At 54.4% G+C, this 25785-nt stretch carries 24 protein-coding genes; 17 read left to right on the top strand and 7 right to left on the bottom strand.

The annotated features are described in order from the left end of the window. Positions 1-117: 117 nt before the first annotated feature. From ruvA to J2I47_RS00310, 5 genes are all read right to left on the bottom strand, one after another. Positions 118-705: a Holliday junction branch migration protein RuvA gene (gene ruvA / locus J2I47_RS00330; protein ID WP_207362554.1), complete on the bottom strand. Its 588-nt coding sequence runs from the start codon at positions 703-705 to the stop codon at positions 118-120. A 120-nt stretch (positions 706-825) separates the two neighbouring features. Beyond that, positions 826-2433 (bottom strand): lytic transglycosylase domain-containing protein, encoded by a 1608-nt coding sequence (locus J2I47_RS00325; RefSeq protein ID WP_229374180.1) that lies wholly within the window; start codon positions 2431-2433, stop codon positions 826-828. Between the two features lie 89 nt (positions 2434-2522). Then, a complete protein-coding gene (gene gatA / locus J2I47_RS00320; RefSeq protein WP_207362553.1) occupies positions 2523-3989 on the bottom strand; it encodes an Asp-tRNA(Asn)/Glu-tRNA(Gln) amidotransferase subunit GatA in 1467 nt (488 codons plus the stop codon). Positions 3990-4158: 169 nt separating this feature from the next. Beyond that, positions 4159-4359 carry a Sec-independent protein translocase subunit TatA/TatB gene (locus tag J2I47_RS00315; protein WP_207362552.1) on the bottom strand — a complete coding sequence of 67 codons (201 nt, stop codon included), beginning with the start codon at positions 4357-4359 and terminating at the stop codon, positions 4159-4161. Positions 4360-4420: 61 nt separating this feature from the next. Continuing rightward, positions 4421-4867 (bottom strand): YkvA family protein, encoded by a 447-nt coding sequence (locus tag J2I47_RS00310; protein ID WP_207362551.1) that lies wholly within the window; start codon positions 4865-4867, stop codon positions 4421-4423. Between the two features lie 153 nt (positions 4868-5020). Here J2I47_RS00310 and J2I47_RS00305 point away from each other — a divergent pair, with 153 nt between their 5' ends. From J2I47_RS00305 to wecB, 16 genes are all read left to right on the top strand, one after another. Next, the gene (locus J2I47_RS00305; RefSeq protein WP_229374178.1) at positions 5021-5782 is read left to right on the top strand and encodes a tyrosine-protein phosphatase; all 762 of its coding nucleotides are present in this window, start codon (positions 5021-5023) and stop codon (positions 5780-5782) included. A 54-nt stretch (positions 5783-5836) separates the two neighbouring features. Next, entirely contained in the window at positions 5837-7117 is a 1281-nt protein-coding gene (locus J2I47_RS00300; protein WP_207362550.1) for a nucleotide sugar dehydrogenase, read from the top strand. 53 nt (positions 7118-7170) lie between these two features. Then, positions 7171-7989 (top strand): polysaccharide biosynthesis/export family protein, encoded by an 819-nt coding sequence (locus J2I47_RS00295; RefSeq protein ID WP_207362549.1) that lies wholly within the window; start codon positions 7171-7173, stop codon positions 7987-7989. Between the two features lie 77 nt (positions 7990-8066). Continuing rightward, a complete protein-coding gene (locus J2I47_RS00290) occupies positions 8067-10451 on the top strand; it encodes a GumC family protein (protein WP_207362548.1) in 2385 nt (794 codons plus the stop codon). A gap of 24 nt (positions 10452-10475) precedes the next feature. Next, positions 10476-11819, top strand: a complete 1344-nt coding sequence (locus tag J2I47_RS00285; protein ID WP_207362547.1) for a DUF8712 domain-containing protein — start codon at positions 10476-10478, stop codon at positions 11817-11819. Positions 11820-11879: 60 nt separating this feature from the next. Further along, on the top strand, positions 11880-13076 hold the full coding sequence (locus tag J2I47_RS26835) for a glycosyltransferase family 4 protein (RefSeq protein ID WP_207362546.1): 1197 nt from the start codon (positions 11880-11882) through the stop codon (positions 13074-13076). Beyond that, positions 13073-14077, top strand: coding sequence for a CgeB family protein (locus J2I47_RS00275; RefSeq protein ID WP_207362545.1), 1005 nt, complete (start codon positions 13073-13075; stop codon positions 14075-14077). The genes J2I47_RS26835 and J2I47_RS00275 overlap by 4 nt, the downstream gene beginning before the upstream one ends. Positions 14078-14089: 12 nt before the next feature. Then, positions 14090-15370 (top strand): oligosaccharide flippase family protein, encoded by a 1281-nt coding sequence (locus J2I47_RS00270; RefSeq protein ID WP_207362544.1) that lies wholly within the window; start codon positions 14090-14092, stop codon positions 15368-15370. Then, the gene (locus tag J2I47_RS00265; RefSeq protein ID WP_207362543.1) at positions 15367-16263 is read left to right on the top strand and encodes an FkbM family methyltransferase; all 897 of its coding nucleotides are present in this window, start codon (positions 15367-15369) and stop codon (positions 16261-16263) included. Before J2I47_RS00270 ends, J2I47_RS00265 begins: the two co-directional genes overlap by 4 nt. A 16-nt stretch (positions 16264-16279) precedes the next feature. After that, a complete protein-coding gene (locus J2I47_RS00260) occupies positions 16280-17284 on the top strand; it encodes a glycosyltransferase family 4 protein (RefSeq protein WP_207362542.1) in 1005 nt (334 codons plus the stop codon). Between the two features lie 10 nt (positions 17285-17294). Next, positions 17295-18449, top strand: a complete 1155-nt coding sequence (locus J2I47_RS00255; RefSeq protein WP_207362541.1) for a glycosyltransferase — start codon at positions 17295-17297, stop codon at positions 18447-18449. Next, positions 18437-20296, top strand: a complete 1860-nt coding sequence (asnB, locus tag J2I47_RS00250) for an asparagine synthase (glutamine-hydrolyzing) (RefSeq protein ID WP_207362540.1) — start codon at positions 18437-18439, stop codon at positions 20294-20296. Before J2I47_RS00255 ends, asnB begins: the two co-directional genes overlap by 13 nt. Before the next feature lie 31 nt (positions 20297-20327). Then, positions 20328-21041, top strand: coding sequence for an O-methyltransferase (locus J2I47_RS00245; protein WP_207362539.1), 714 nt, complete (start codon positions 20328-20330; stop codon positions 21039-21041). Between the two features lie 33 nt (positions 21042-21074). Further along, positions 21075-21917, top strand: a complete 843-nt coding sequence (locus tag J2I47_RS00240) for a glycosyltransferase family 2 protein (protein ID WP_207362538.1) — start codon at positions 21075-21077, stop codon at positions 21915-21917. After that, on the top strand, positions 21914-22588 hold the full coding sequence (locus J2I47_RS00235; RefSeq protein ID WP_207362537.1) for a class I SAM-dependent methyltransferase: 675 nt from the start codon (positions 21914-21916) through the stop codon (positions 22586-22588). The genes J2I47_RS00240 and J2I47_RS00235 overlap by 4 nt, the downstream gene beginning before the upstream one ends. Further along, positions 22585-23727 carry a non-hydrolyzing UDP-N-acetylglucosamine 2-epimerase gene (wecB, locus tag J2I47_RS00230; RefSeq protein ID WP_207362536.1) on the top strand — a complete coding sequence of 381 codons (1143 nt, stop codon included), beginning with the start codon at positions 22585-22587 and terminating at the stop codon, positions 23725-23727. Before J2I47_RS00235 ends, wecB begins: the two co-directional genes overlap by 4 nt. Here wecB and J2I47_RS00225 read toward each other — a convergent pair. Together J2I47_RS00225 and J2I47_RS00220 are read right to left on the bottom strand one after the other, a co-directional pair. Then, positions 23713-24501 (bottom strand): DUF268 domain-containing protein, encoded by a 789-nt coding sequence (locus J2I47_RS00225; RefSeq protein ID WP_207362535.1) that lies wholly within the window; start codon positions 24499-24501, stop codon positions 23713-23715. The two genes, wecB and J2I47_RS00225, sit on opposite strands and share 15 nt — an antisense overlap. A gap of 17 nt (positions 24502-24518) precedes the next feature. Continuing rightward, positions 24519-25445 (bottom strand): hypothetical protein, encoded by a 927-nt coding sequence (locus J2I47_RS00220; protein ID WP_207362534.1) that lies wholly within the window; start codon positions 25443-25445, stop codon positions 24519-24521. Between the two features lie 91 nt (positions 25446-25536). Here J2I47_RS00220 and J2I47_RS00215 point away from each other — a divergent pair, with 91 nt between their 5' ends. After that, positions 25537-25749: a hypothetical protein gene (locus J2I47_RS00215; RefSeq protein WP_207362533.1), complete on the top strand. Its 213-nt coding sequence runs from the start codon at positions 25537-25539 to the stop codon at positions 25747-25749. The last annotated feature ends 36 nt before the right edge of the window (positions 25750-25785 follow it).

Here is a 25785-nt window from a genome sequence, read left to right as displayed (position 1 = left end):
GGCTAAAACCGGGCCAATCGTATCAGGGGAATGAACAATGTATAATGAACGATATACAATGGGGTCACGCCGAAGCGCGAAGCCATTGTACATCGTTCATTATACATTGTTCATTCCTCAACGCAGTGCCTTCCGGATAATGTCTTCTACGCTAAGGGCGGGGTCGGTGCGGAGGATATCGTCTACCGATTTTTCGGCAGAGGGGCGGGGGAAGCCTAGGGCTACCAGCGCTGCCAGGGCTTCTTCGCGAACAGGGTTGCCTGCATTTTGGCGGTAGGTGGGGCCGTCGGGCAGCAGACCCGACTTTTTCATCCGGTCTTTCAGTTCCAGAATGATGCGCTGTGCCGTTTTGGCCCCGATGCCTTTGATAGCCTGAATAGCCCGGACGTTTTCGCTCATAATGGCCAGCCGCAACTCCTGCGGCGACATCGACGACAGCATACCCAACGCCGTGTTCGGCCCTACACCCGACACAGCAATCAATTCCCGAAACAAAGCTTTCTCGTCGGCCTGCGCAAAGCCAAAAAGCGTTTGGTTGTCTTCCCGAAAGTTATGGTGAATAAATAGCTTCACCTTATCGCCGCCACCAGGCAGTGTGGTATAGGTCTGCAATGAGATAAACACCTCATACCCAACACCATTGACGTCGATGATGGTGTATGCGGGTTCTTTATAGGCCAACGTGCCGTCTAAGTAGGCGATCATATTTTTAATGAATAATGTACAATGAATAATGAACAATGTACAATGTACAATGGCTTCGCCCTCAGAGGTCTAGTACGCGAAGCCATTGTACATTGTACATTGTTCATTATTCATTCTTGTTCACCCCACCAGCAGCTTTTGTCCGGGGCGGACACTGTTGCCTTTGATGTGATTAATTTTCTTGAGTTTGTCAATCGAGAGCAGGCCGTAGCGCTGAGCAATGTTCCAGAGGGTATCGCCACTTTGTACGCGGTGGTAACGGGGGCGTTCGCGCTCGTGGCGGGCAGTGGTTTCGGCCTTGCGGTGATTCTTGGGGCTATCCTGCTTCGCCATGCGTTCGGTATGGGTTTCGCCCGCTTCGCGCAGAATGGTCAGTTTCTGGCCCACCTTCACCGTTTTTGAGTGCAGATGGTTCCACTGCTTTAAATCATACGTGTCTACGTGATACCGCTCGGCAATCTCCGACAGCGTTTCGCCCCGGCGCACAGTATGACTCTGCTTTTTGGGTTTGCGCATCACCACCGTCTCCAGGTCATCGGGCTCAGGCAGAGCCTGCCCCGCCCCGGCGGGGTCATTTTCGGCCACAACCACAGCACTCACGGGTACGGCATCGGCCAGCCGACTGGCCACCCGCCAATGTGCCGGATCGTTAGCTGAGTCAAGGCTGGAGCCAGCCTCTTCACTATGCGCCAGCAGCATGTTGGCCATCAGCACAGGCAGTTTACTGGCCGAGTCCATGATCATGCGGCGGTTGCTCTGGAAATGATGCATCCGTTCGCTGGGTACGCGCAGCACGAAATCGCGGGTATAATCGGGCAGGCGGTCGGTGCTGATGGCGGGATTAAGTTTGCGCAAATCGGCAAGGGGCATCTGGCTCAGATCGGCAAACGTTTTCAGGTCCAGATACGAATTCACCTGCACGGTATCAAACGCAATGGGGTAGTCGGGGTGTTCGGCCACGATGCCGTGGTCGGGGCCGTAGTTCATCATGTAGGCGATGGCAATGAACTGCGGCACGTAAGAGCGCGTCTCTTTCGGCAGGAAATCATAGCAGGTCCAGAACGTGGTTCCCCCCGACCGGCGCATGGCCCGGCGCACGGCTCCCGGCCCGCAGTTGTAGGCGGCCAGGGCCATTTCCCAGTCGCCAAAAGTCCCATAAAGCTCTTTCAGGTACCGGCAGGCGGCGTCGGTGGCCTTTTGCGGGTCCATCCGGTCGTCGGTATAATCATCAATATTGAGCTTGAAATCTTTGCCGGTATATGGCATAAATTGCCAAAGTCCCCCCGCTCCTACCCGCGACACCGCCCGTGGGTTCAGCGCCGACTCCACGATAGAGAGGTACTTCAGTTCGTCGGGCATGTTATACTTCGCCAGCGTCTTTTCATACATCGGGAAATAAAACGGCATCCGTTCCATCACCATACGCGTGTAGCTGGGTTTACGGTAGGTGAAGTAGTCGATGAAGTTATGGACGACCTTGTTGTAGGGCAGCGGAATCTGGCGCTGTAACTTGGGTAGCCGCTCACGCAAGGTGGCTTCAGGAATGGTGGGCAGGTTGAGCACCTCTTCCACAATAAAGGTGCTATCTACCACCGACGAATCGGCTACCTGCGCCCGTACAGGGCTGATTATCAACAGACTGGCCGCCACAGCAAGCCCATACCCTACTTGCGTTACTCGCTTCATTAGCTCACTCATCTCTCTCAGGTTACGAAGGGGAAGGAACAAGTTTAAGGTTTAACGTCTAAAGTTTAAAAAAGGCATCAGACGTATAGCTGTTTCCTGTTTAGCAAACTTTAAACATTGAACTTTAAACATTAGACTTTAAACATACGCTCTGCCATGGCAATCAGGCTTTCTTCAGCAAAGGGCGGAGCCATTAGTTGTATACCGATGGGCAGGCCGTTGCTGTCGGTGCCGTTGGGAATAGATATGGCCGGATATCCCGTTACATTAGCCTGAACGGTAAAAATGTCGGCTAAGTACATCTGTAACGGATCTGTTTCGGCAGTATGGTCTGATTTCTCGCCCAACCGAAACGCCGAACCTGGCGTGGTGGGGGTCAACAGAAAATCGTAATTGGCAAAAACCCGTTCGGTTTCGTCGCGTACCAGGCGGCGCACCTGCTGGGCTTTAGTGTAATAAGCGTCGTAATAGCTGGCACTGAGGGCGAACGTACCCAGCAAAATACGCTTGCGCACCTCGGGCCCAAACCCCTCTGTCCGGCTCTGTTTATACATCTCGACCAGATCCGTCTGCGCACCCGACGCGGGCTGGGCACGGTGACCATAACGCACCCCGTCGAACCGCGACAGATTAGACGACGCTTCGGCGGTGGTCAGAATGTAATACGTTGGTAATAAGTATTTTAGAAGCGATAGCGACACCGGTTCAACCACATGGCCCGCCGCCAGTAACCGGTCAATAGCCCCCTGCGTGGCCCTTCGTATGTCAGGAGAAACGCCTTCGCTTTCTACCCCGTCAATCAGGTAAGCCACGCGCACGGGGCGACCACCGCTGGCCAGGCTGGGTAGTGTAGCCTGCGAATAAGCCGCTACGGGCCGGGTCGAAACGGTACTGTCGAACTCATCGGCACCGGCCATCACTTCCAGCAGCAGGGCCACGTCGGCAGGTGTATTGGCAATAGGACCGATGCAGTCGAAAGAAGAGGCATAGGCTACCAGCCCCCATCGGCTTATGCGTCCGTAGGTGGGCTTCAACCCCACTACACCACAAAACGCCGCCGGTTGCCGCACCGAGCCACCCGTATCTGACCCAATACTGGCCAGACAAAGCCCCGCCTGCACCGCCACCGCCGACCCGCCGCTGCTGCCACCAGGCACCCGCTCAGGATCGGCCGCGTTACGCACCACACCAAACGCCGAGCTTTCGTTGGACGACCCCATCGCAAACTCGTCGCAGTTTTGGCGGCCAATAATAATGGCATCTTCGGCCAGGAGGCGTTCAACGGCCGTGGCCGTAAACTGTGCCGTGAATCCGCTTAGGATATGGCTGCCCGCCTGCAGACCATGACCGGCGTGACTGAGCACGTCTTTAAGGCCAATGACCATGCCATGCAACCGCCCAATACGAACCGGATTTTCGGCCCGACGGCCATCCAGTTCATCAGCACGCTGGCGGGCTTCGTCAGCATACACTTCCGTAAATGCATTCAGGTGAGCGTTTTCGGCGATGCGCGTCAGGTAATCATCTACCAGCCCGCGACAGGTAGTAGTGCCATTAGCCAGATCAGCCTGAACAGAACGGAAGGAGCGGTAGGGCATAAAGAAAGTTTACAGTTTTCTGTTTACTGTCTTCTGTTGCGGTTTGGCGGCTCACTGTTTACGCTGCCGAATGGCAACAGAAGACAGTAAACAGAAAACTGTAAACTGATAAAAAGCAGAAACCGGGCGTCTTGGGGGCGTCCGGTTGTCTGCGTATAGGAAGCAAACCTTATTTCGTTTCTTTCAGGCCGTCTTCGATGTTCTCGCGAACGTCTTTGGTGGCATCCTTAAATTCGCGGATACCTTTACCCAGGCCACGCGCCAGTTCGGGCAATTTCTTGGCACCGAAGAAAAGAAGGAGCGCCAAGAAAATGAGCAGCATCTCCTGACCGCCCAAACCCATAAATGCTAAAATGGATGCTGTAATCATGTCTATTGGTTGTTTAGAACGTACGCAAAAATAAGAAATGCCTTCCGAAGAAGCGATTAAATTAGTCGTTAATATCAATCACCTTTCCCGTTACGCGGGCCTGATTGCGCTCCCAGTCGCGGAAATGAGCAATATCATCCTGCAGCGAGTTAAAGAGCCACACCATCAGGGCAATGTCGTCGGCGAAGCCAAGGACTGGCAACACGTCGGGAATAAAATCAATTGGCGATACGAAATAGATCAGTGAAGCCAGAACGGAAATCAGCGTCTTAGTCGGAATTTCGCGGTACTCACCGGCCACATATGCCTTGATCATCCGGCTTAGCAAAACCACTTGTTCGCGAAATCCAATGGAATCATCGCCTTTCATCGCTTTACTCTTACCCAGTGCTGCTTTCAGTAAGCCCAACATACTGAGGCTATTACGGGCATACTTGCCAGCTTTGGCTTTCGAGCGGCCGAAAAAAATGGAACTGAGTACCTGAGCGATCAGACTACGCTTTGCCATGAACAGTAACTTGGTTTATAGTTGGTTGGTGTGCTGCGTACCTACGCAAAACAGATAGATAACAGATTTATGAAAGAAAAAGTGTTCATTAACTTACGCACTGCAACTGGCCCGTTGGCTTGGTTGTAGCGCTTTCGGTATAGCTTTGTATAAATGGCTTCACTCTGGCAAACGCTTAAAGACAAATTCAATTCAGCCTCCACGGCAGGTGGGGCGGTGGCCGTTGGCTATCCTTTTGATATGCACAACCATCTTCTACCCGGTGTTGATGATGGTATCCAGGATATTGATGAGGCCCTGGTTTGCCTGCGACAACTGGCCGACTGGGGTATTCAGCATGTTGTCACTACCCCGCATGTCAGTCAGGATTTTCACCCCAATACCTCGGATCAACTACGCGAGGCAGGTAAGCTGGTGCAGGCACTCATCCACACAAATGAACTACCACTCACGTTCACCGTTGCTGCCGAATACCTCACCGACGAGCTTTTCGATGCCCGGTTGCAGCAGGACGACCTGCTCAGCTTTGGCACCGAGCGGTTTGTGCTGATTGAAACGGGCTGGGCGGCACTACCCCGGCAATTACCCAACTGGCTTTTTCAGATGCAGGTGAAAGGTTACCGACCTATTCTGGCTCACCCCGAACGCTACCAGTATTTCCGGGGGCATATCGATCACCTGTTCTATCTAAGGCAACAGGGGTGTAGTATGCAGCTAAACCTGATGTCGCTGGTGGGTCGCTATGGCAGTGAGGCCCGGCGCATGGCACACACCCTCATCCGTGAGGGACTGGTCGATTTCGTCTCCTCTGACCTGCACCGTGCCCGCGATTTGACCCATCTGGAAAAGGTATTACAATCAGCTGACTATCATGCTGCCTGCCAGTTACCGTTGACAGTACCAACGTTTGTATGATGATACGATTTATATTTGTTGCCCCGTCCGTAACTTGACTACTTCCTTTAACCAATGCTTCCTGTTATTTCATCGCCGGCATCCGTGCATATCGGTGTTGTTGGTCTTGGCTACGTTGGCCTGCCACTAGCACTCGAATTTGGTAAATGCTGGCCCACCGTTGGGTTTGATATCAACGGGCGGCGCGTGGCCGAACTTCGACAGCAACAGGACCAAACTCGCGAAATTGAGCCGGAAGCCTTTGCACTCAGCCCCCACATTACGTTTGCCAGCTCAGCTACCTCACTGGCGCAGTGCAACGTTTTTGTTGTAACGGTCCCCACCCCGATCGACAAATTCAAACGGCCCGACTTATCGGCTCTGCTAACGGCTACCAATATGGTGGCCCAGTACCTTAAACGGGGTGATGTTGTTATCTATGAATCGACGGTATATCCCGGATGTACGGAAGAAGAATGCGTACCCGTCCTGGAACTTGTGAGTGGCCTGCGGTTTAACAAAGACTTCTATTGCGGCTATTCGCCGGAGCGCATTAACCCCGGCGACAAAACCCGAACGGTAGCCAACATCCTGAAAATCACCTCCGGCTCTACCCCTGAAGCGGCCCTTTTTGTTGATCAGCTTTACGGAACCATCATTACGGCGGGCACCTACGCAGCACCCTCCATTAAAGTTGCCGAAGCCGCTAAAGCCATCGAAAACGCCCAGCGCGACGTAAATATCTCGTTTGTGAATGAACTGGCCCTGATTTTCGACCGGCTGGATATAGACACAATGGATGTGCTCGAAGCGGCCGGTACCAAGTGGAACTTCCTGAAATTTACGCCCGGGCTGGTAGGTGGCCACTGCATCAGCGTTGACCCGTACTATCTGGCTCACAAAGCACAGAGCGTGGGCTACCACCCGCAGGTGATCCTGTCGGGGCGGCGCGTAAACGACGACATGCCCATCTACGTAGCCAACAAAATGGTGAAGGCTATGATTAAGGCGGGCATCCCGGTGTCGGGGGCAGCGGTGCTGCTGCTGGGGATTACGTTTAAAGAAAACTGCCCCGACGTGCGCAACACCAAAGTAGCTGAGATCTACCACGAACTGCGGAGCTTCGGCATCAACGTAGACGTGTATGACCCCTGGGCCGTACCGCAGGAAGTAGCCGATGAACATGGCATTGTTCTGCAAAGCTGCCTGAATGGCAACTACGACGGCGTGATTCTGGCTGTGGCACATGATGAGTTCAATAGCCTGCCTATCCGCTCATTATGCCGACAGGAGCAATCTGTTGTCTACGACATCAAATCGGCGTTTGACCGTTCCCAGGTGTCGATGCGTATATGAGCGGGCGTTAGTCTGCGACGAAATTTTCTCCACCGCTTTACCTACCGATACACTTGATACGACTCACTACTTTACTGATTTTCTGGAGTCTGCTGGCAGCTCACCTGGACGTTAGTGCACAATCGTCGAAAAAGAAGCGCGACGACATGACCTATTTCCAGCAAAAAGCCCTGGCCGACAGCCTGGCACAGCTTCCAGCCGTGACCTACACCTATCGGCTGCAACCCGGCGACGTGCTGGCGATTGCCGTCTCGAGCCTGAATACCGACGCCGACGTGGTGTTTAACCCCTTTACCCGCGTCGGCACCAGCTTATCGTTGGGCACGGCCAGTACGCAGAACAACAACAACCTGCCCATTGGTTACCGGGTGAGCGAAACGGGCACCATCAATTTCCCTAAAATTGGTTCTGTACGCGTGGCGGGCAGGAGCCTGGCCGAACTGGAGGTGATGCTTCATGACACCCTCACTACCTATCTGCGTGAACCTTACGTAGCTGCCCGGCTGCTTAGCTTCAAAATATCGGTTATGGGCGAGGTACAACACCCCTCGGTATTTACGGTGCAAAACGAGAAGATTACGATTACGGAGGCCATCAGTCTGGCGGGCGACCTCACCGTATATGGCAAGCGCGAGAACGTGCTGGTAGTCCGCGACGGGGGCGGCCAACGAGAGTTTATTCCTGTTGACCTCACCAGCCGCAGTGTGTTTTCGTCGCCGGCGTACTACCTGAAACCCAACGACGTGATCTACGTGGAGCCCAAAAGCAGCAAGAAAATTCAGGCTAGCCGTACGCTGCCCTACGTGCCCACCATCATTAGCGCCGTTACCCTTATTGCCACTGTGATTCTCAACGTCATCCGCGTGAAGTAACCTGCGTCTGTCTGACGCCATTTTTTTTATTTGTACGCAATTTGCAGTAAGAACAGCATGATCCGCTCACCGCAATTATGACAGCATCAGGACAATCAGAAAGTCAATTTGGCCAGGAGTACATCAAGTTTCTGGCCACCAAATACCTGCGCAACTGGTACTGGTTTGTGGTTACGCTGCTGTTGAGCCTGGTGGGCATGTTTGCCTACCTCACCACCCTGAAATACACCTATAGCGCTCAGGCCAGTATTCTCATCAAAGAAGATGACCGCGCTGGCGGGGCCTCCAAGCAGGATTTGATGGAGGAACTGGACATGTTTGGCTCGAAGAAGCAGGTCGAAAACGAGATAGAGATCTTCAAATCGTATAAGCTGGCCGAAAAAGTAGTCGACGATCTGGGCCTCGACATGGTCTATTCCTACAAAGACCGGTGGCGCATCCGCGACATTTACCGCGATGCTCCTGTGGTGGTGAAGGTGCTGAAACCCCTTGAAGCTGCCTATGATCTGCCCGTCAACGTGACCGTTGCAGCCAGCGCAGCTACCCTCGACGGCGTCATCTGCCCTTATGGAAAAGCTACTCAGACACCCCTAGGGCTGGTTTTGATCACCAAACGGCCCAACGCCCCCCTCAAACACAAGACCATTCAGGTCACGATGAACCACCGCGAGGCGGTTATCAAATCCTTTTCCAGAGGCCTGCGTGTGTCGCAGCCTAATAAATCGGCGTCGGTGCTTTTTCTCACCATGGAAGACACCGCCCCCGACCGGGCCGCTACCTACCTCGACCGGCTGCTGTATTTCTACGAACTGTCGTCGCTGCAGGACAAAAACCGCGTGGCGGCCAATACACTGCGGTTTGTGGAAGACCGGCTGGGGATCATCTCGCGGGAGCTAACCTCCGTTGAGGGCGACATCCAGCGCTACAAAACCAATTCGGGCATCGTGGACCTCAGTTCTGAATCGAACCTGTTTCTCGACAAGGTAAAAGAAAACGACGCCCAGCTTAGCCAGGTCAACATTCAGCTGGGTACCCTGCGCGAGATTGAAAACTACCTCGCCAGCAAAGGCGACACGCGGGTGGTGACGCCCGCCACCGTGGGCCTGGACAGCCCTACCCTCACGGCCCTGGTAGGCAACCTGCTGGAATTGGAAAGCCAGCGCGAAAAACTCGTTCGCACCGTACCCGAAAAATCAGTCCCGATTGAAACCATCGACGAGCAGATCCGAACCACCAAGCGTAACATCGGCGACAACGTGCTCACCCTGCGCCGCATTCTGGTAAGCACCCAAAACAGTCTGCAAACCACCAACAAACGCATTGAAGCCACGATCCGCACCATTCCGCAGAAGGAACGGCAATTGCTGGACATTTCGCGGCAGGCCAGCATTAAAGGCAACCTATATAACTATCTGCTCCAAAAGCGCGAGGAAACGGCCATGTCGTTTGCCTCGACCGTCTCTGACCTGCGCGTGATCGACGACGCCAAGGCCGAACCAAGCCCTGTGAAGCCCGTGAAGCGTAATTATTACCTCGTGGCGCTGCTGGTAGGTTTGCTCCTGCCCGTACTGGTGCTGTGGTTGCTGGATTACTTCAACAGCAAAATCAGCCGTAAATCACAGATTGAAGACGTTACGGAAGCCCCCATCATTGGCGAAGTAATCCAGTCTGACGACACCAGTTCGCCCCTGGAGATAACCGCCAAAAGTCGGTCATTGCTGTCGGAGCAGATTCGGGCACTGCGTACTAACATCCAGTTTTTTAACCCCGACGGGGGCACCAAACAAACCATTCTGATCACCTCCAGCATCAGCGGCGAGGGCAAGTCATTTATCTCGCTCAACCTGGGGGCCAGCCTGGCCATTGCCGAGAAAAAAGTAGTGATGCTGGAGCTTGACATGCGCAAGCCCAAATTACACCGCTATATCAATGAGACCAGCCCCAAAGGCCTGTCGAGCTACCTGTCCGGTCAGGCCACCATGGACGAGATCATTAAGCCGGTGCCGGGCTACGAAAACCTGTTTTTCATTCCCTGCGGTATCCTGCCCCCCAATCCTTCCGAACTGATCAGCGGCGACAAAATGCGTTACCTGTTCGAGAACCTGCGCGAACACTTCGATGTGGTCATTGCCGATACCCCGCCGGTGGGGTTAGTAACGGATGCTAACATACTGGCCAAACACGCCACCATGACACTTTACATTGTGCGTCACCTATACACGGGTAAGGGATTCCTGAAAAACATAGACACGCTCTATCGGGAAAAGCGGTTCCCCAACATGTGCCTGGTCATCAACGGGATCGATATTAAAAAAGACTTTGAATACAACTACGGCTACGGCTACGATGCAGGCTACGGCTACATGTATCGCTCTACCTACGGCAACGAAGATGACACGTCGGCAACGGCAAAGAAGGTAACCAAAAAAGGACCCGGTTTTGATTTCTGGAACAGGAAATAACACGATCTAATCCGCAGATCAATTATGACTTCTGCACGGCTCCGCTTTGCAATTATCAGCATGACAGTAATCATGCTTTTGTTGTTCACCTCAGATATAAGTGCCTGGGAAGCCACTTCGCTTGGCTTCTCTTTGTTTACTCTATTGACTTTTCTGTATGAGTTGGGCAGAAGCATTGCCGTCCGCGAGTTAATTGTGCTCATTACCACCTTGACGATGGTCTTTTCTCCAGTGATGGTTTTGCTGAGCCGTCCTGAAGAGATGATTCTTTCTTCGGATGAATACCTGAGCTATGGACTACCGGCAACAATTGCGTTTAGCACGGGTATTTTATTACGTCTTCATGAGGTAACACCTCATAAAGATCTTTTGGAAAGCGTACGAGCCTATTTAGAAGATAAGCAAAAGACAATCACCGTTCTTCTGGTATTGGGTATCACAGGCAGTGTATTAGTTGACTACATGCCAGTGGAAATACGGGCCGTCGTTTATTTATTTGCTGTTTGCTTATATACATCTGTTTTGTATAGCCATTATTCGGCGGGAAAATCAAAACAAATAACCCTGGCCATCGCATTAGGGGTGCTGATATATAATACAGTCCGTGAGGGTATGTTTGGCGCACTGCTCTATTTCACGGCGCTCTACCTCTGCATTGTGTTGGTGAGCCGAAAAACGGTTATTGCTTTTTACTACAAGCTAGTTTTGGTGGGTTTGTGCGCTTTGTTCATCATACTGGTCCAGTCGATCAAGATGGAGTACAGGATGAAAACCTGGGGAAACACAATTGCAGACCGGAAAGCGGATCCGGCGCTGATGCTGAGTTTAGTAGGGCAACGGCTGAGCAACACCGACTTTCTGTTTGGAAAAGATCACCTTTATTCCACCTACAACCGCACAAACCAGGGGCAGCTTATATCAGAAACGATGAGCTATGTACCCCGCGTTGAACCTTATGCAAACGGTGAAATTTTTTTATATTTCATCTACCCATTCATTCCCCGTTTTATATGGCCTAATAAACCAATAACCGGCGGCGTGGCTAATATCGAACGCTTTACGCGCATTGTTCATAATGGAGCCAGTAGCTCTAATATTTCACCATTAGGCGAAGCATACGCAAATTTTGGCCGGACTGGAGGAATTATTTTTATGTTCTTCTTTGGGCTACTGTTCAACCTATGTTTTCATAAAATTCTTCGCATTGCCGAAACAAAGCCTACTGTACTATTGTGGATTCCCTGTCTTTTTGCGGGCTGTCTTACGCTAGAAACAGATGTATTAACGGTATGGGGTAGTTTCGCAATTATGTCTACATTTTTAATCCTATTCTGGATAATAACAAAACGTTTGAATATTCAACTTTAAACTTCTTTTCAAATACGAATTCTTGGTTAGACACGAACTATATCTAAGACGATACATTCTGTGATTAAAACAGCTATACACTTATTAATAGTTAACACGCATCCTATTCAATATTTTGCGCCGCTATACCGTGAGTTAGCCGCAGACACTGCTTTTGACGTAACGGTGCTGTATTGCTCGCGGCATGGTTTATCAGGCGAAGTTGACAGGCAATTTGGCACAGCCGTGCAGTGGGATATTCCACTACTGGATGGTTATACCCACGCGTTTCTGTCGAATCAATCCCCCCGCCCGTCGATTCATGGTTTCTGGGGGTTGTTTAATCTCTCGGTAATTCGCTGGCTTTGGCAGGCTCCCAAAGGTGTAGTCATCATCAACGGCTGGGCATCGGCCACCTGCTGGCTGACCATCTTGTTTGGGCGGCTGTTTGGCCATACCGTCTGTATGCGTGCCGATAGCTCGAACGTAGTTGAGCAACAAAAATCGCCACACAGGATTCAGCTACGGCGCTGGGTGCTGGAACGTGGGTTGTTCCCCATGATCAACTATTTTCTTTATATCGGGCAGCAAAACAGGGCGTTCTACCAGTTCTTCGGCGTTGCTCAGAAGAAGCTGATTCACGGCCCGTTTTCAGTCGATAATAGCCGGTTTCAGCAGCAGTACCAGCTGCTGAAACCGCAACGGATGGCGCTACGCGAAGCGTTTGGGCTATCGCCAGACCACTTCGTTATCGTCTTCAGTGGTAAGTATTTACCCAATAAACGGCCTCTGGACTTGCTGAAGGCTGTTCATCAGCTACAACGACCCAACGTGGCGGTGGTGCTGGTGGGTGAAGGCAGCGCACGCAACGAACTGGCGGCCTTTGTTCAGGCACATCATATGGACCACGTACTGCTGACGGGTTTCGTTAATCAATCGGTCATTGGTCAGTACTACGCCGTCGCTGATGCGTACGCCATGTGTTCCACCATCGAAACATGGGGTTTGTCGACAAACGAAGCCATGAATTTTGGCTTGCCGGTGGTCCTCTCCGACACCATCGGCTGCGTGGCTGACCTGGTTCAGGAAGGCGTCAATGGCTACACATACCCGTGTGGCGACGTGGGTCAACTGGCCGACCGGCTGGCCCGGCTGATGGATATGCCGCCATGTCAACGCCAGGCTATGGGGCAGGCCTCACTGACGCTGATTAATCAATACGGCTACGCCAAAACGGTTGACTCGTTAAAGGCAGCTTTGCACCCTACGCGCTTATGAACATCTTCATGGTGGGTAGCAGCGCCGACACTGCTCTTGAGCAATCGTACCGCCGGGCCATGGAAGCAGCTGGTCATGAGGTATTTATCTACGACGTAGTTGATCAGTTTGGCGAGTTTACGCGCTTTGGTCGGCTGGGGCAAATAGTTAACCAGTATATATCTGTGGATCCCTGGCGGCAGAAATTAAACCGGGATCTGTCCCTGCGCATTCGGGCGGGGCGGCCCGATCTGGTGCTGGTTTTTGGCAACGCCCGCATCCTGTTTAGTACGCTGGCGTTTGTGAAATCGGTCCATGACTGCCGGTTTGTGCTGGTTTGGCCCGACCCGCTCACCAGCCTGCAACCCCACGTGCGCGACGCTGCCCTGCTCTACGACGGTGTGGCAACGTATTGCCGGGCCTCGGTCGCCCTGTTCGAGCGCATGGGATTCGCCAATGTGCAGTGGGTGCCCCTGGCCGCCGACCCTGCTTTGCACGAAAATGCAGCACCCGCCAGCCAGTTTTTGTATGACCTCACCTTTGTGGGTGCCTGGCGACCCGAACGTGAACAGGCCCTGGCAACGCTGATTCGCCATTTTCCAGCGTTGAAAATGGGTATTTGGGGCACCAGCTGGTCGCGTAGCCAAAGCCGCACGCTGAAGTCGCACTTACACCCAAAACCGCTGTTGGGCAGGCAATGTGCCGCCATGTTTGGCCAGAGTCGTTTGAACCTCAACGTCATCGACGATGCCTGTTTCCCCGCCGCTAACATGCGCTTTTTCGAGATTCCAGTAGCCCACGGTCTGCAACTGGCAAGTGCCTGCCCCGAAATGGCCGGCACGTTTAAAGCCAACGAACACATCCTGTACTTCACCGACCACGACAGCCTCTGCACCACCGTTGACTACGCCCTGAGCCACCCCGCCGAGATGGTCACCATTCGGCAGGCAGGCTATGACCTGGTGCGGCAACAACATACCTACGCCCACCGGACCACCCAACTGCTGACCCGTTTTTTGTAACCCGCCCCACCTGTGACCCTCGCTGCTACCTGGCACCGCCTGACTGACTTCGTTGCTGATACCTGGCAGCGCACTGCCGCCCTGTGGTGGTCGCAGGGGATCAGCGTGGGGGCAGGCGTTGCCTATGGTAAACTAACGGCCCTGTTTGTAACTCCGGCTGTGCTGGGGGCCTATAACCTTCAGCTGGCCACCACCATGCTGTTGCACGGCATTGTGGTGTCGCCCACGATTCAGGCGTACATGTCGGCGTTGCAACAGTACCCCCCGGCGCGGGCAAAACGATTCTACGTCATCGTGCTGGCGGTGGTCTATTCGGTGGCATTGTTGGGTACGGCACTGTACGCAGCTGCTCATCAGGTGTGGCTGCTGGGCCTGCTGATGTGGCTGTCTACCTGTCTGCAGGGGGTCTATCTGCTCAACAGCGGCTATTTCACCGCCTACGGGCATATCCGAAAACTGGCGCTCATGCAGGCACTCAGCCCACTGGCAAACCTGATCCTGCTGGTGACGCTCATCAGCAGCGGATTTCCGGTTACCACACCGGCACTCTGGGTTTGTGTAGTGCTGCTCAACGGGTTGCTTTGGCTGGTGAGCGTATATGCCACCCGCCGCTTTCACGTAGCCCCGGTGTTGTCTCCTCAGCCACCAGCTCACTCACTGGCGGGCCATCTCCGGCGTTATGCCCTGCCCCTGTTTACGCAGGCCATTTTTTCGTGGCTGACCAACTACGTCGACAAATACATTGTGGGTCTGCTGCTGACCGAAGCCGCCGTGGGTTACTACTCGGCGGGCTACAGCATGGGCGCTCGTGTAGCCATGCTGGGCGCACCGCTGGTTACGCGGCTCACGGTTAGTGTCTACGCACTGCGCCGTGCCAGTGAGCCGCCCCGCGCAGCCCTGCCGGTACTCAAAAAGAGCTTGCTATTCCTCTGGCTTATGGGAGGCGGGGTGGTGGTGCTACTCTTTATTTTCTCGGATCAGATCGGCGCGCTATTCCTCTCCAGCCGCTACGAGCCGTCGTTCGGCCTTATTCCGGTGGTGGCGGTGGCGTTTCTGTTCTTGTCGAGCACGCAACTCGTCGACTCATCGTTTCTGGCCTACGAAAAAACGACCTACATCCTGTTCTATTCAGTTAGTACAGCGGTCAGCAACATAGGCCTGAATTTCCTGCTAATACCGCGCTACGGCATCAGCGGAGCCGCTTTTGCCATGGCCCTGAGCATGGCTTTTCAGTTCACGCTGGTGCTGGGCCTCTACCGGCGTTTGCTGGCTACATCCGTAACTCCCTCATGAAACTACTACGCTCTCTGGTTCGCTGGGTGGGCCATCAACCCGCGCTGCGACACGGCATAAAACACAGGCTGTTAACCCGTTACCACAATCCGGATCGGGCTAATTCCGAGTCGTTTCTGGCCAATTTTTACGGGTTGCGTTACGAAGGCAACTTCAACTCCTACATCGACTGGTGCATCTATTACCAGGGGGCCTATTCGCGGCAGGAACTCAGGCTGCTGGAAACCGTGGCCCGGCGGTTGCCTACCTCGTCGGTGTTCATCGACGTGGGGGCTAACGTGGGCAATCACAGCCTGTTTGCCAGCACGGTATTTGGGCAGGTTTATTCGTTCGAACCGGTGCCGTGGCTGGTGGAGCGGATCAACCGGCAGCAGCAACTCAATAATATCCAGAACCTGCACGTGTTTCCTTATGCCCTCGGCGAGCACGATGCCCGGCAGGAATTTTATAGCTCGACGGTGGCCAATCAGGGCATGGGTACGCTCATTAAAGACCGCGAGGCCAATATGAAGCCTATTCAGGTCGATGTGAAACGGGGCGACGATTTTCTGCCAAACCTGAGCCTGGATCGGGTCGATTTCATTAAGATCGACGTGGAGGGTTTTGAACGCTATGTGCTGAATGGCCTGGCGCAGACAATTATTTGTTTTCAGCCCATTGTCTTCTTTGAATGGTCAGAGTCAGGCAGTTCCACGCAACCTGACCTGCTTGACAGTCCTTATTTCGATCAATACAATTTTTTCAGATTTGGTGAGGGCCAACCGCGAGGCCTGGTTTTTGAGGAAGACAACTTCAACCTCCTACCCGTGCAAATACTCAGTCCTGATTATAACTACGTGGCCGTACCAATGGCGAAACGTTCGCTGGTCGAAGCCCGAATTATAACTGCGTAACGCATCTATTAACCTTATGAAACTCCTCTACCTTTTTCGCAAGCAGCAGTCGGGTTACAGCATCGAAGGGCTGTTTACCCAATTGGCGGTGGCCATGCGAAAAAGTCGTAGCTATACGGTCGACGAGGCATTTGCACCCAGCATGACCTTAAGCCTGGCTTGCCTGTATAAAAACCTGCGCTTTGCCGGAAACCAACAGGCCGACGTTTACCACATTACCGGCGACGTGCACTACCTCATGCTGGCCCTGCCCCCCGCCTGTACGCTGCTCACCATCCACGATTGTGTGTCGCTATCCCGGCAGCGGATGGCGGGTAATCCGGTCAAATTCAGGCTGCTGTGGCTGCTTTACTATTACCTGCCCATGCACCGTGCCCGGTACATTACCACGGTATCGGAGAAGTCGCGGCAGGAGCTGGAACACTACATGGGAAAGGCACTGGCCGACAAAGTGAGGGTGATACCCAACCACTATAATCCCTGTTTCGCCGCGTCGCCCAAGGTGTTTAATGATCGCAAACCCACGATTCTGCACATCGGCACGGCGCCCCACAAGAACCTGTCACGCCTTGTCGAAGCCCTGGCTGGTATTTGCTGCCACCTGGTCATTGTTGGTCAGCTTTCGCCCGAACAGCGCCAGCAACTAGACCTGTCGGGCCTGGATTATAGGCAAAAAGAGCGACTCTCCGAAGCCGACATGCTGGCCGAATACGTGGCCTGCGACCTGGTGGCGTTTGCCTCTACCTACGAAGGTTTCGGCATGCCCATCATTGAAGCCAATGCCGTTGGCCGTCCCGTGCTGACCTCCGCCATTCTGCCGTTGCAGGAGGTGGCCGGCCCGGTGGCTTGTCTGGTCGATCCGTATTCAGTGGCCGCCATCCGGGTGGGTCTGGTTCGCATCATCACCGACGAAACCTACCGAAACCAGTTGATCAAAGCGGGTTATGAAAACGCCCGGCAGTATACAATTGCACAGGTAGTCACCCAATACCAGGCTATTTACCAGGACATAATCCACTGACAGCCAGACTATGCACCTCTTTTACCCCATCGGTACGTTCTATCCTGCCCAGTCGGGTGGGCCGAGTAATTCGGTCTACTGGCTGGCGAAGGCACTGGTGCGGCAGGGGGTAAACGTGACGGTGCTATCGACCGATACCGATCAGCCTGATAATACCCTGCGCAACCAATGGCTTACCACCGAGGCCGGGCGGGTACGCTACGTGTCGACGCGCCACCACAACCTGCCCTGGCGGTCCATTTGGCAGTCGTGGCAGCTTATTCCGACCGTTGACCTGGTGCATCTGACCAGCCTGTTTTACCCACTATCGCTGGCCGCGGCGGTCATGGCCATCCGGCACCAAAAACCGCTGGTCTGGTCACCACGGGGCGAGTTGGCTCCTGCCGCGCTGGCCCTGCGCCCCTGGCTGAAACAGTTAGTGCTGAAGGGTATCCGCCCCTGGGCTTCACGCATTACGTTTCATGCGACTTCGCGGGAGGAAATGCGTCAGATCAGGACCCATTTTGGCCCCGACGTGCGGGTGGTTGAGCTACCCAACTACCTCGAATTGCCCCCGCTGTTGCCTCCATCCGTACCCGGTGCCCTGCCACCCTACCTGCTGTATCTGGGCCGATTGCATCCCATCAAAGCCCTTGACCGGCTGCTGGAAGCCGTGGCGCTATCGGCCGTTTTCAGGAATGGCCCGTGGCAACTGCGGCTGGTGGGTACCGACGCCAGCGGTTACGGGGCCACCCTCCGGCAGCAGGCCGACGCGCTGGGCCTGGGCCATCGGGTTAGTATAGAACCACCCGTAGCGAGCGAAATAAAACAACGGATACTGGCGGATGCGCATGCCCTGGTGTTACCGTCGCACAGCGAAAATTTCGGCAACGTGGTAATAGAAGCGCTGGCGCAGGGAACACCTGTTGTTGCTTCTCTGGGCACGCCCTGGTCTATTCTCCCAGCCGAAGGAGCCGGTTTTTGGGTAGCCAACGACCCGGCTACCTTAGCAGCAACGCTGGACACCTGCCTATCTTTACCTACCGGTAAGTATGCCCAATATCGCCAACGGGCCATAGCCCTGGCAACGGCTCAGTTTGATATACGTACCAACGGCCACCGCTGGCTCTCAACGTATACTGCCCTAACCACCAACCAGTTGACAACACCTTTATGTGTGGAATAGCCGGACTGATTACCCGACAGCCTACTGTTGCTGATCCAAATCTGGTTGGGCTAATGACCCGTCGGCTCACCCACCGTGGACCTGATGCAGGTGGGTGCTGGGCCGAAGAAAACGTGGTCCTGGGGCACCGCAGGCTGTCGATCATTGACCTCACCGACGGCGCTAACCAACCCCTGCTTAGCTCAGACAGACGGTATGTAATTACCTTCAACGGCGAGATCTATAACTATCAGGCTATTCGGCAGCAGTTGACGGGCTACGCGTTTCAGACCCAGTCAGACACCGAAGTAATCCTGGCGGCTTATGAACGCTGGGGCACGGCTTGCCTGGACCGCCTCAGCGGCATGTTTGCCTTTGCCATCTGGGATCGCCACACCAACGAACTGTTTGCCGCCCGCGACCGGCTGGGCAAAAAACCCTTCTACTACTACCACGACGAACACGTGTTTGTCTTCGCCTCTGAAGTGCGGGCGTTGCTGGCAACGGGCCTGGTGCCCCGCCGCCTTAATACGGCCATGCTGCCCCAGTACCTGATGTACCAGACCGTGGCAGCCCCCAACACACTGGTGGCGGGCGTGCGGCAACTACGGGCAGGTCATATGGCGCGGTTTAGCAACTATCAATGGACCGAAACGCCCTACTGGGATCTGATGGCCCCGCCCCCCACCGACCCCGCCCGGCTAGACAACGAAGCATCGGTGCAGCAACATGTCCGGCATCTGTTGCAGGCATCGGTGGCGCAACGCATGATCAGCGACGTGCCACTGGGGGCGTTTTTGTCGGGCGGGATCGACTCCAGCGCGGTAGTAGCGCTGATGGCCGAACAAAGCGAGCAGCCCGTCAACACGTTTACGGTCACATTTCAGGAAGCGGCCTTCGATGAGTCGGCCTATGCCCGCCAGATGGCGAAACGGTTCAACACCCGCCATACCGAACTGCCTCTGTCGGCGGGACAACTGCTGGGCGAACTACCCACGATCCTGGCTAGTATGGACCAGCCCAGCGGCGACGGACCCAACACCTATATGGTGTCGAAACTCACCAAAGCGGCGGGCATCACGGTGGCTCTGAGCGGGTTGGGTGGCGACGAAGTCTTTGCGGGGTATTCTACGTTTCAACGCTACGCCCGGCTGCGGCAGCTAAACTGGCTGTGGCACTTGCCCAAGCCTATCCGGCGCGGGGTGCTCAACCGGTTTTCGCCGGGTACAAACCAGCAAAAGCTGGCCGACCTGGTCGATTTGCGTTCACTGGATCCCACCGGCCTGTTCCCCCTGTTTCGGCAGTCGACCTCAGCCACGGCAGCCCGGCAACTACTCGGCTCCGACAGGCTGGCCAATCCATACCCGGCCCTGTTAGGCAGGCAGCGGCAAACACCGATTCAGCTTGAGAGCATGAGTCAGCTCACCATCAGTGAGTTACTGACATACACCGAACCGTTGCTCCTGCGCGATGCCGACCAGATGAGCATGGCCCACGCCCTGGAGCTACGGGTGCCCTTGCTGGATTACGAACTAATCGAGTTCATGCTGCAGGTGCCAGACCGGTATAAGATAACCCAGGCACCCAAGCAACTGCTGGTCGATTCGCTACAGCCTCTATTGCCCACCGAACTACTGAAACGTCCTAAAATGGGTTTCAGCTTTCCCTGGGCGCAGTGGATGCGCACCGACTTGCATGATTTCTGCACTGTACGTATCGAGCGCCTTGGTGGACGAGGCCTGTTTGATAAAACCGCGCTGCTGACTTACCTGCAACGTTTTCTGAACAACGACCCAGCCGTATCCTGGAATCATATCTGGCTGCTGGTTGTGCTGGAAGACTGGCTTTCACAAAATAATATGCAGTAATTCTACCTCCGTAACAACCGTACTTCCCCCCATGCAGACTATCCTACATCGCAGTTTCAAAACGGTCAAAGCACTGTTGCCACGGCCAGTTACCAACCTGGCTCGAAATACCATTACGGCGTTTCTCACGCCTATTATGTTCAGCCACCACAGCGGTCATTTCAGGTCCAGCTTTAGCATGAAAGCGCTCGACAAATCGGGCAGGGCGTTACCCTGGTATACCTTCCCCTGCATTGACTTGCTCACCCGGCGAGATTTTAAAACCAAACGGGTGCTCGAATTTGGTGGGGGGCAGTCGTCTATCTGGTGGGGCGGTCAGGCCAGCCAGGTGGTATCATTTGAAGGGAACAAGGCCTGGTTTGATTACATCAAGCAGCAGATGCCCGGCAACGTTGAACTGCATCATGTGCGCGACGAAAATGCCGCCGTTTGCGTAAGCGACGTGGAAGGTATACTAGCCGCCAGAGGACATCACCAATTCGACATTATTGTTATTGATGGCCTCTGGCGCTCCGAATTAATTCCGCTCTGCCTTGGCCTGCTCGCAACGGATGGCGTCATCATCTGCGATAACTCAGAAGGGTACGGGTTTCGTGAAGGATTCGACAAGAGCGGCATGCAGCGGGTCGATTTTTACGGCTATGCCTCCGGGGCCATTATGCGAACCTGTACGTCGCTGTTTTTTCGTACCAGTTCCTTTGTATTTGACAACACCAACCGTCTGGAAACCAACGGATTCAACTAGCCCGGCTGAACAGCAACGCGTTCTGGCTTACCCATGATCCCGCTCACCGTACTTATTCTAACCAAAAACGAAGCACTTAACCTGTCCCACTGTCTGCGCAGTGTGGTTGGCTGGGCGTCGGCTGTTTTTGTGCTCGATTCAGGCTCCACCGACCAGACGGTATCGTTGGCCGGAGCCGCGGGGGTACCCGTTTTTCACCGGGATTTCGACAACTATGCAGCGCAACGAAACTATGCCCTCGAAGCCCTGCCAATCACGACCGAGTGGATACTTTTTCTGGATGCCGATGAGTACGCAACCGATGCCTTAAAAGCTGTAATTGAGTCTGTTTCGAGGCAAGGCGGAGGCCATAACGGCTATTTCATTCCGTTTAAATTTATTTTCATGAACCGCTGGATACGGCATGGCGGCTACTACCCCACCTATATCCTGCGCCTGTTTCGGAAATCGGCGGTGCAGCGCATCGACCGCGACATGGATGAGCAAATTTCGGTGCGGGGCACTACCGGCTACATCAGCGAGCCTTTTGTGCACCACGACCGCAAACCCGTTCAGTTCTGGTATGAAAAGCACGCCCGCTACACCCGGTTTCAGGTGGCCGACTTGCTGAAAGCCGACCACGAAAAGACCCTCCGCTGGGCCGACGCCACCAGCCAGCGCGACAAAAAAAGGTGGGTGAAGGAGCAGGTCTGGAGTCGTATTCCCGTGTTGCTGCGTCCGCTGCTGTACTTCGGCTATCGGTATGTCATTCAACTGGGGTTTCTGGATGGCAAAGCGGGGTTTATCTTTCACTTCAGCCATGCCTTTTTGTATCAGTTTATGATTGCCGCCGTATACATCGACGAACGCGACCGATTACCCATAACCCGCCCATGAACGCTGTCGATTTCCACTCGGGCATAGCCGCCGCCTTTAGCGAACGGTACCAGCAATCACCTGACTTTCAGGAGCGCTACCGTATCTGGACCGCTTTGCTGGATACCTATATTCAACCCGGTCAACACGTACTCGATGCGGGTTGCGGCACGGGAGTTTTCAGTCACTACCTGGCCGGGCGGGGCTGTTCGGTGACGGGTATCGACGGTTCACCCGAAATGATTCGCCGCTGCCAGGCACAGGGGGGGGCCAGCGCGACATTCAGCGTGGCCATGCTACCGCTGACCCACCTACCAGAAACGGCGCTGTTCGACGCTATTATCTCGTCGAGCGTGCTGGAATACGTACCCGATTTAAGCCAAACGCTTCGATCTTTTGATCAGCACCTCCGGCCCGGTGGGTACCTGCTGCTGTCGTTGCCCAACCGCCAGTCTGCCTACCGGCTGGTAGAGCGGTTGGGGTATCGCCTTACGGGGCAACCGCCCTATCTCCAGCACGTATTGCACTACGGCACGGCAACCTCTTTATCGCATCAGCTTGGTGCCTATACCTATCAACTACTTACGCAACAGACCTTCGGCGGCACCAACGCCGTGGCCCGGCTGATGCGCTTTTGCCTACCCGCTACCTTCTCCGACACACTTTTTGTGGCCGTTTTTCAGAAAAAATGAAGATTTTAACCATCGTAGGCGCCCGGCCCAATTTCATGAAAGTAGCGCCGCTACACCGGGCTTTTCTGGCGCACCCCACCGTTGAATCGAAAATTGTGCATACCGGGCAACATTACGACGCCCGTATGAGCGACGTGTTTTTCAACCAGCTCGAACTGCCCAAGCCAGACTATTACCTGGGGGTGGCCAGTGGCTCACCGACTCAGCAGACCGCCGAGATCATGACCAAATTTGAGGCCGTGATGCACACCGAACAGCCCGACTGGGTGGTGGTGGTAGGCGACGTAACCAGCACACTGGCCTGCGCGCTGGTGGCAGTCCGCATGGGTGTACGCGTGGCCCACGTAGAAGCAGGCCTACGCTCTGACGACCGCCAGATGCCCGAAGAAATCAACCGCATCCTGACCGACAACCTGTCTGACCTGCTTTTTGTGACCGAGCAGGCAGGCCTCGACAACCTCCGCCGTGAGGGTATTGCCGACAAAAAAGTCAGGTTTGTTGGCAACGTCATGATCGATTCACTCATACACTACCGCCTGAAAGCCAACAGCTTAGACACCGTTGGCCGGATGTACCTCGCTCCACAAAGCTATGTGCTGGTCACGATGCACCGCCCGGCCAACGTAGATCATCGGGCGGGGCTTCAGAGCATTTTACAGATTATAGCCGATGCGGCCCGGCACCATACCGTGCTGTTTCCGATCCATCCCCGCACGGGGGCAAACCTGGCGCGATTTGGGTTGATGGATGAACTGAAGGCAATACCTAACGTACACCTGATGGAGCCGCAGGGATACCTCGAATTCCTAAACCTGATGGAACACGCGCTGGCGGTGGTGACCGATTCAGGTGGAATTCAGGAAGAAACAACCTACCTGCAAGTACCCTGCCTCACCTTCCGCAACAGCACCGAGCGCCCCAGCACAACCACCCTGGGCACCAACACGCTCCTTGCCGACCTGGACCCCGTCACCGTTGACATGGCCTTGACCGCCATCCGGTCAGGTGTGGCCCGGCGAGGGTCTATCCCGCCACTTTGGGATGGTAGAGCCGCGGGGCGTATTGCCACCCTTCTTGCTGAATCTGTACCAGCCGATATGTGCGAGGGAGAGAAGCTAGCAGAATCAGCGTTTTCTTAGCTCAAAAATACCGCAGCCATAGCGGCACCCAAACTGGGCGTCGATGCTGGCATGTGTGAGGGGCACATGCCTGTGCAGGTCGCCTTTGTCATCTACATACGAGAAATGCAGCACGTCGTAATCGGTCCGGAACAGATCGAGCAAATAGCCCACGCTAAACACACGATGGGCATTGAATTCAATGCGTTGCGGGCCGATGGGCGTAGAAAAATAAAAAATGCCGCCACTACGCAGCACCCGTCCCAGATTCTGTAGGCCTTTCAGATAGCCCTGCGGGTCGATGGGATCACCATAGCGTCCCAGCCCGAAGTGTTCAATGGTGTGCAGGCACGACAGCGAATCGGTATAGTTCACGAGTTGGTCGTCTACCTGCATCAGGTTGGCCTGGGTAAATGTCACGTTATGAATCTGGTTGGTCAGGGGCCGAATATCAAACACTTCGACCAGACGGAAGGCCGCCACGTGAGCAATGAACCCGTCTATCCGAGACCCCACGTCGACATGGGTTGCGGGGGCATTGGCGAACACGCGTTGCGCCACCAGCAGATCCTGATGGAAATAATGTCCTTTAGCACTACCACTACTCTCTTGCTTATCGTGCAGCATCGGATAAAACGACTGGATGGGAAAGAGCGGATCAGGGCCGGCCAGTTTGGTAAACGCCCGGTAGTCGCGCCAGAACCAGCCGAGACCGCGCATATTTTGCAGAAAACGCAGGGGGTCAACACCCAAAAAAGTCAGCGTGGCGTATACGTTACGGAGAAATCGCATCATCAATTAGTATAGGGCAGTTAGGCAACAGTAATCAGTTCACGTTCGCCGGTAAGGGCGTGGGTGAGTGCAACGCCTGTCAGTTTGGGCTGAAAATCAGTGGCGGGTTGTTGGTATAAGTAGGTAAGGCGGTACCCCGCCAGCAGCTTTTCATTCAGGTAAGCCGGTGACACGTCCAGACTGCGGTTGCCGTTATAAGTCTGCACTTTGTTCAGGATAAAACCCACCAGGCTGGGCTGCGCATCGAACAGCAACGTGGCAAATAAGTCGGGGCGGACGTTGGCGATGTATTCCTGCACAAACCCCTCCAGCGAATTGGGATTGGCGTAGGTCAACCGGCGGAGTATAGGCAGCAACGTTCGGCGTGAATACAGGTGCCCGTCGACCGAAAACCGCCATGTCCAGTGCCCTAATTCAGGCTGACCCGGCTGTAACTGCCATTGGCATTTTCCGGCATTACCTACCTGAATATCAGTTGGTTTTGGTTGCAGTGTCAACCCGTGGCGCAGGCTGTAGGCATGCTTACCAGCGGGGTCGTTGATTACCTGCGCCATCCGGTTGGCATCTAGCTGCACGGGACGGGTAAACAGGCTGTCGTCCGTCAAGAACATCACGCCTTCGTGCCGACTTTCGGCAATAATTTTTTCCGTCAATGCCTTGAAATCGCCCGTCTGTTGCAGGCTGGCGTGAGACAGGTAACGGTACAGATTTTTCCAGTAGCTGAAGGGTTTAGGCCATGCCCATTGCCGTTGCTGTCGTTCGCGGTGGAATTTAACGTGAGCGTATTGCTGACCAATCTGCTGATAACCAAGCTCATATACGTCATCACTGGCAGCATACAGCACATGAACCGAATACCCCCCCTCGACCGTGAGACAGGTCAGCAAACTGTGCAACAGCGTCTGTAACTGCAACGCGCGATTGCAGGAGAAAATCAGTAGGGTCATAGACTACGGCGGGTACCTGGAAAGCACCTCAAAAGTAACGAGCAGGGTCTATTGTCCCTACCTTTGCGGTACTTTTACCCCCGTACATGTAATGGCGACCAAAGAACAGCTAACCCAGATTAATGAAGCACTGGAATGGATTGCCCGCACAAACAGGACGCTGGCTAATGTTCAACATGACCAGCTACAAACCATGCAGTATACCCGGCTTCGTCAACAGTTTATTGACCAGCTGACAACGCTGCTGACGGGCACAACGCAACTGCTCAAAGTCATTCCAAAGTCAACACGCAAGGCAGCGTAATCGCCTCTAATGTGATTTTGGTAACTGCTGGTCAAC

The sequence above is a fragment of the Fibrella rubiginis genome, assembly GCF_017353185.1.
GTDB lineage: Bacteria > Bacteroidota > Bacteroidia > Cytophagales > Spirosomataceae > Fibrella > Fibrella rubiginis.
Note: the sequence above shows the minus strand (reverse complement) of the source record. Positions and strands in the feature narration are given on the sequence as shown.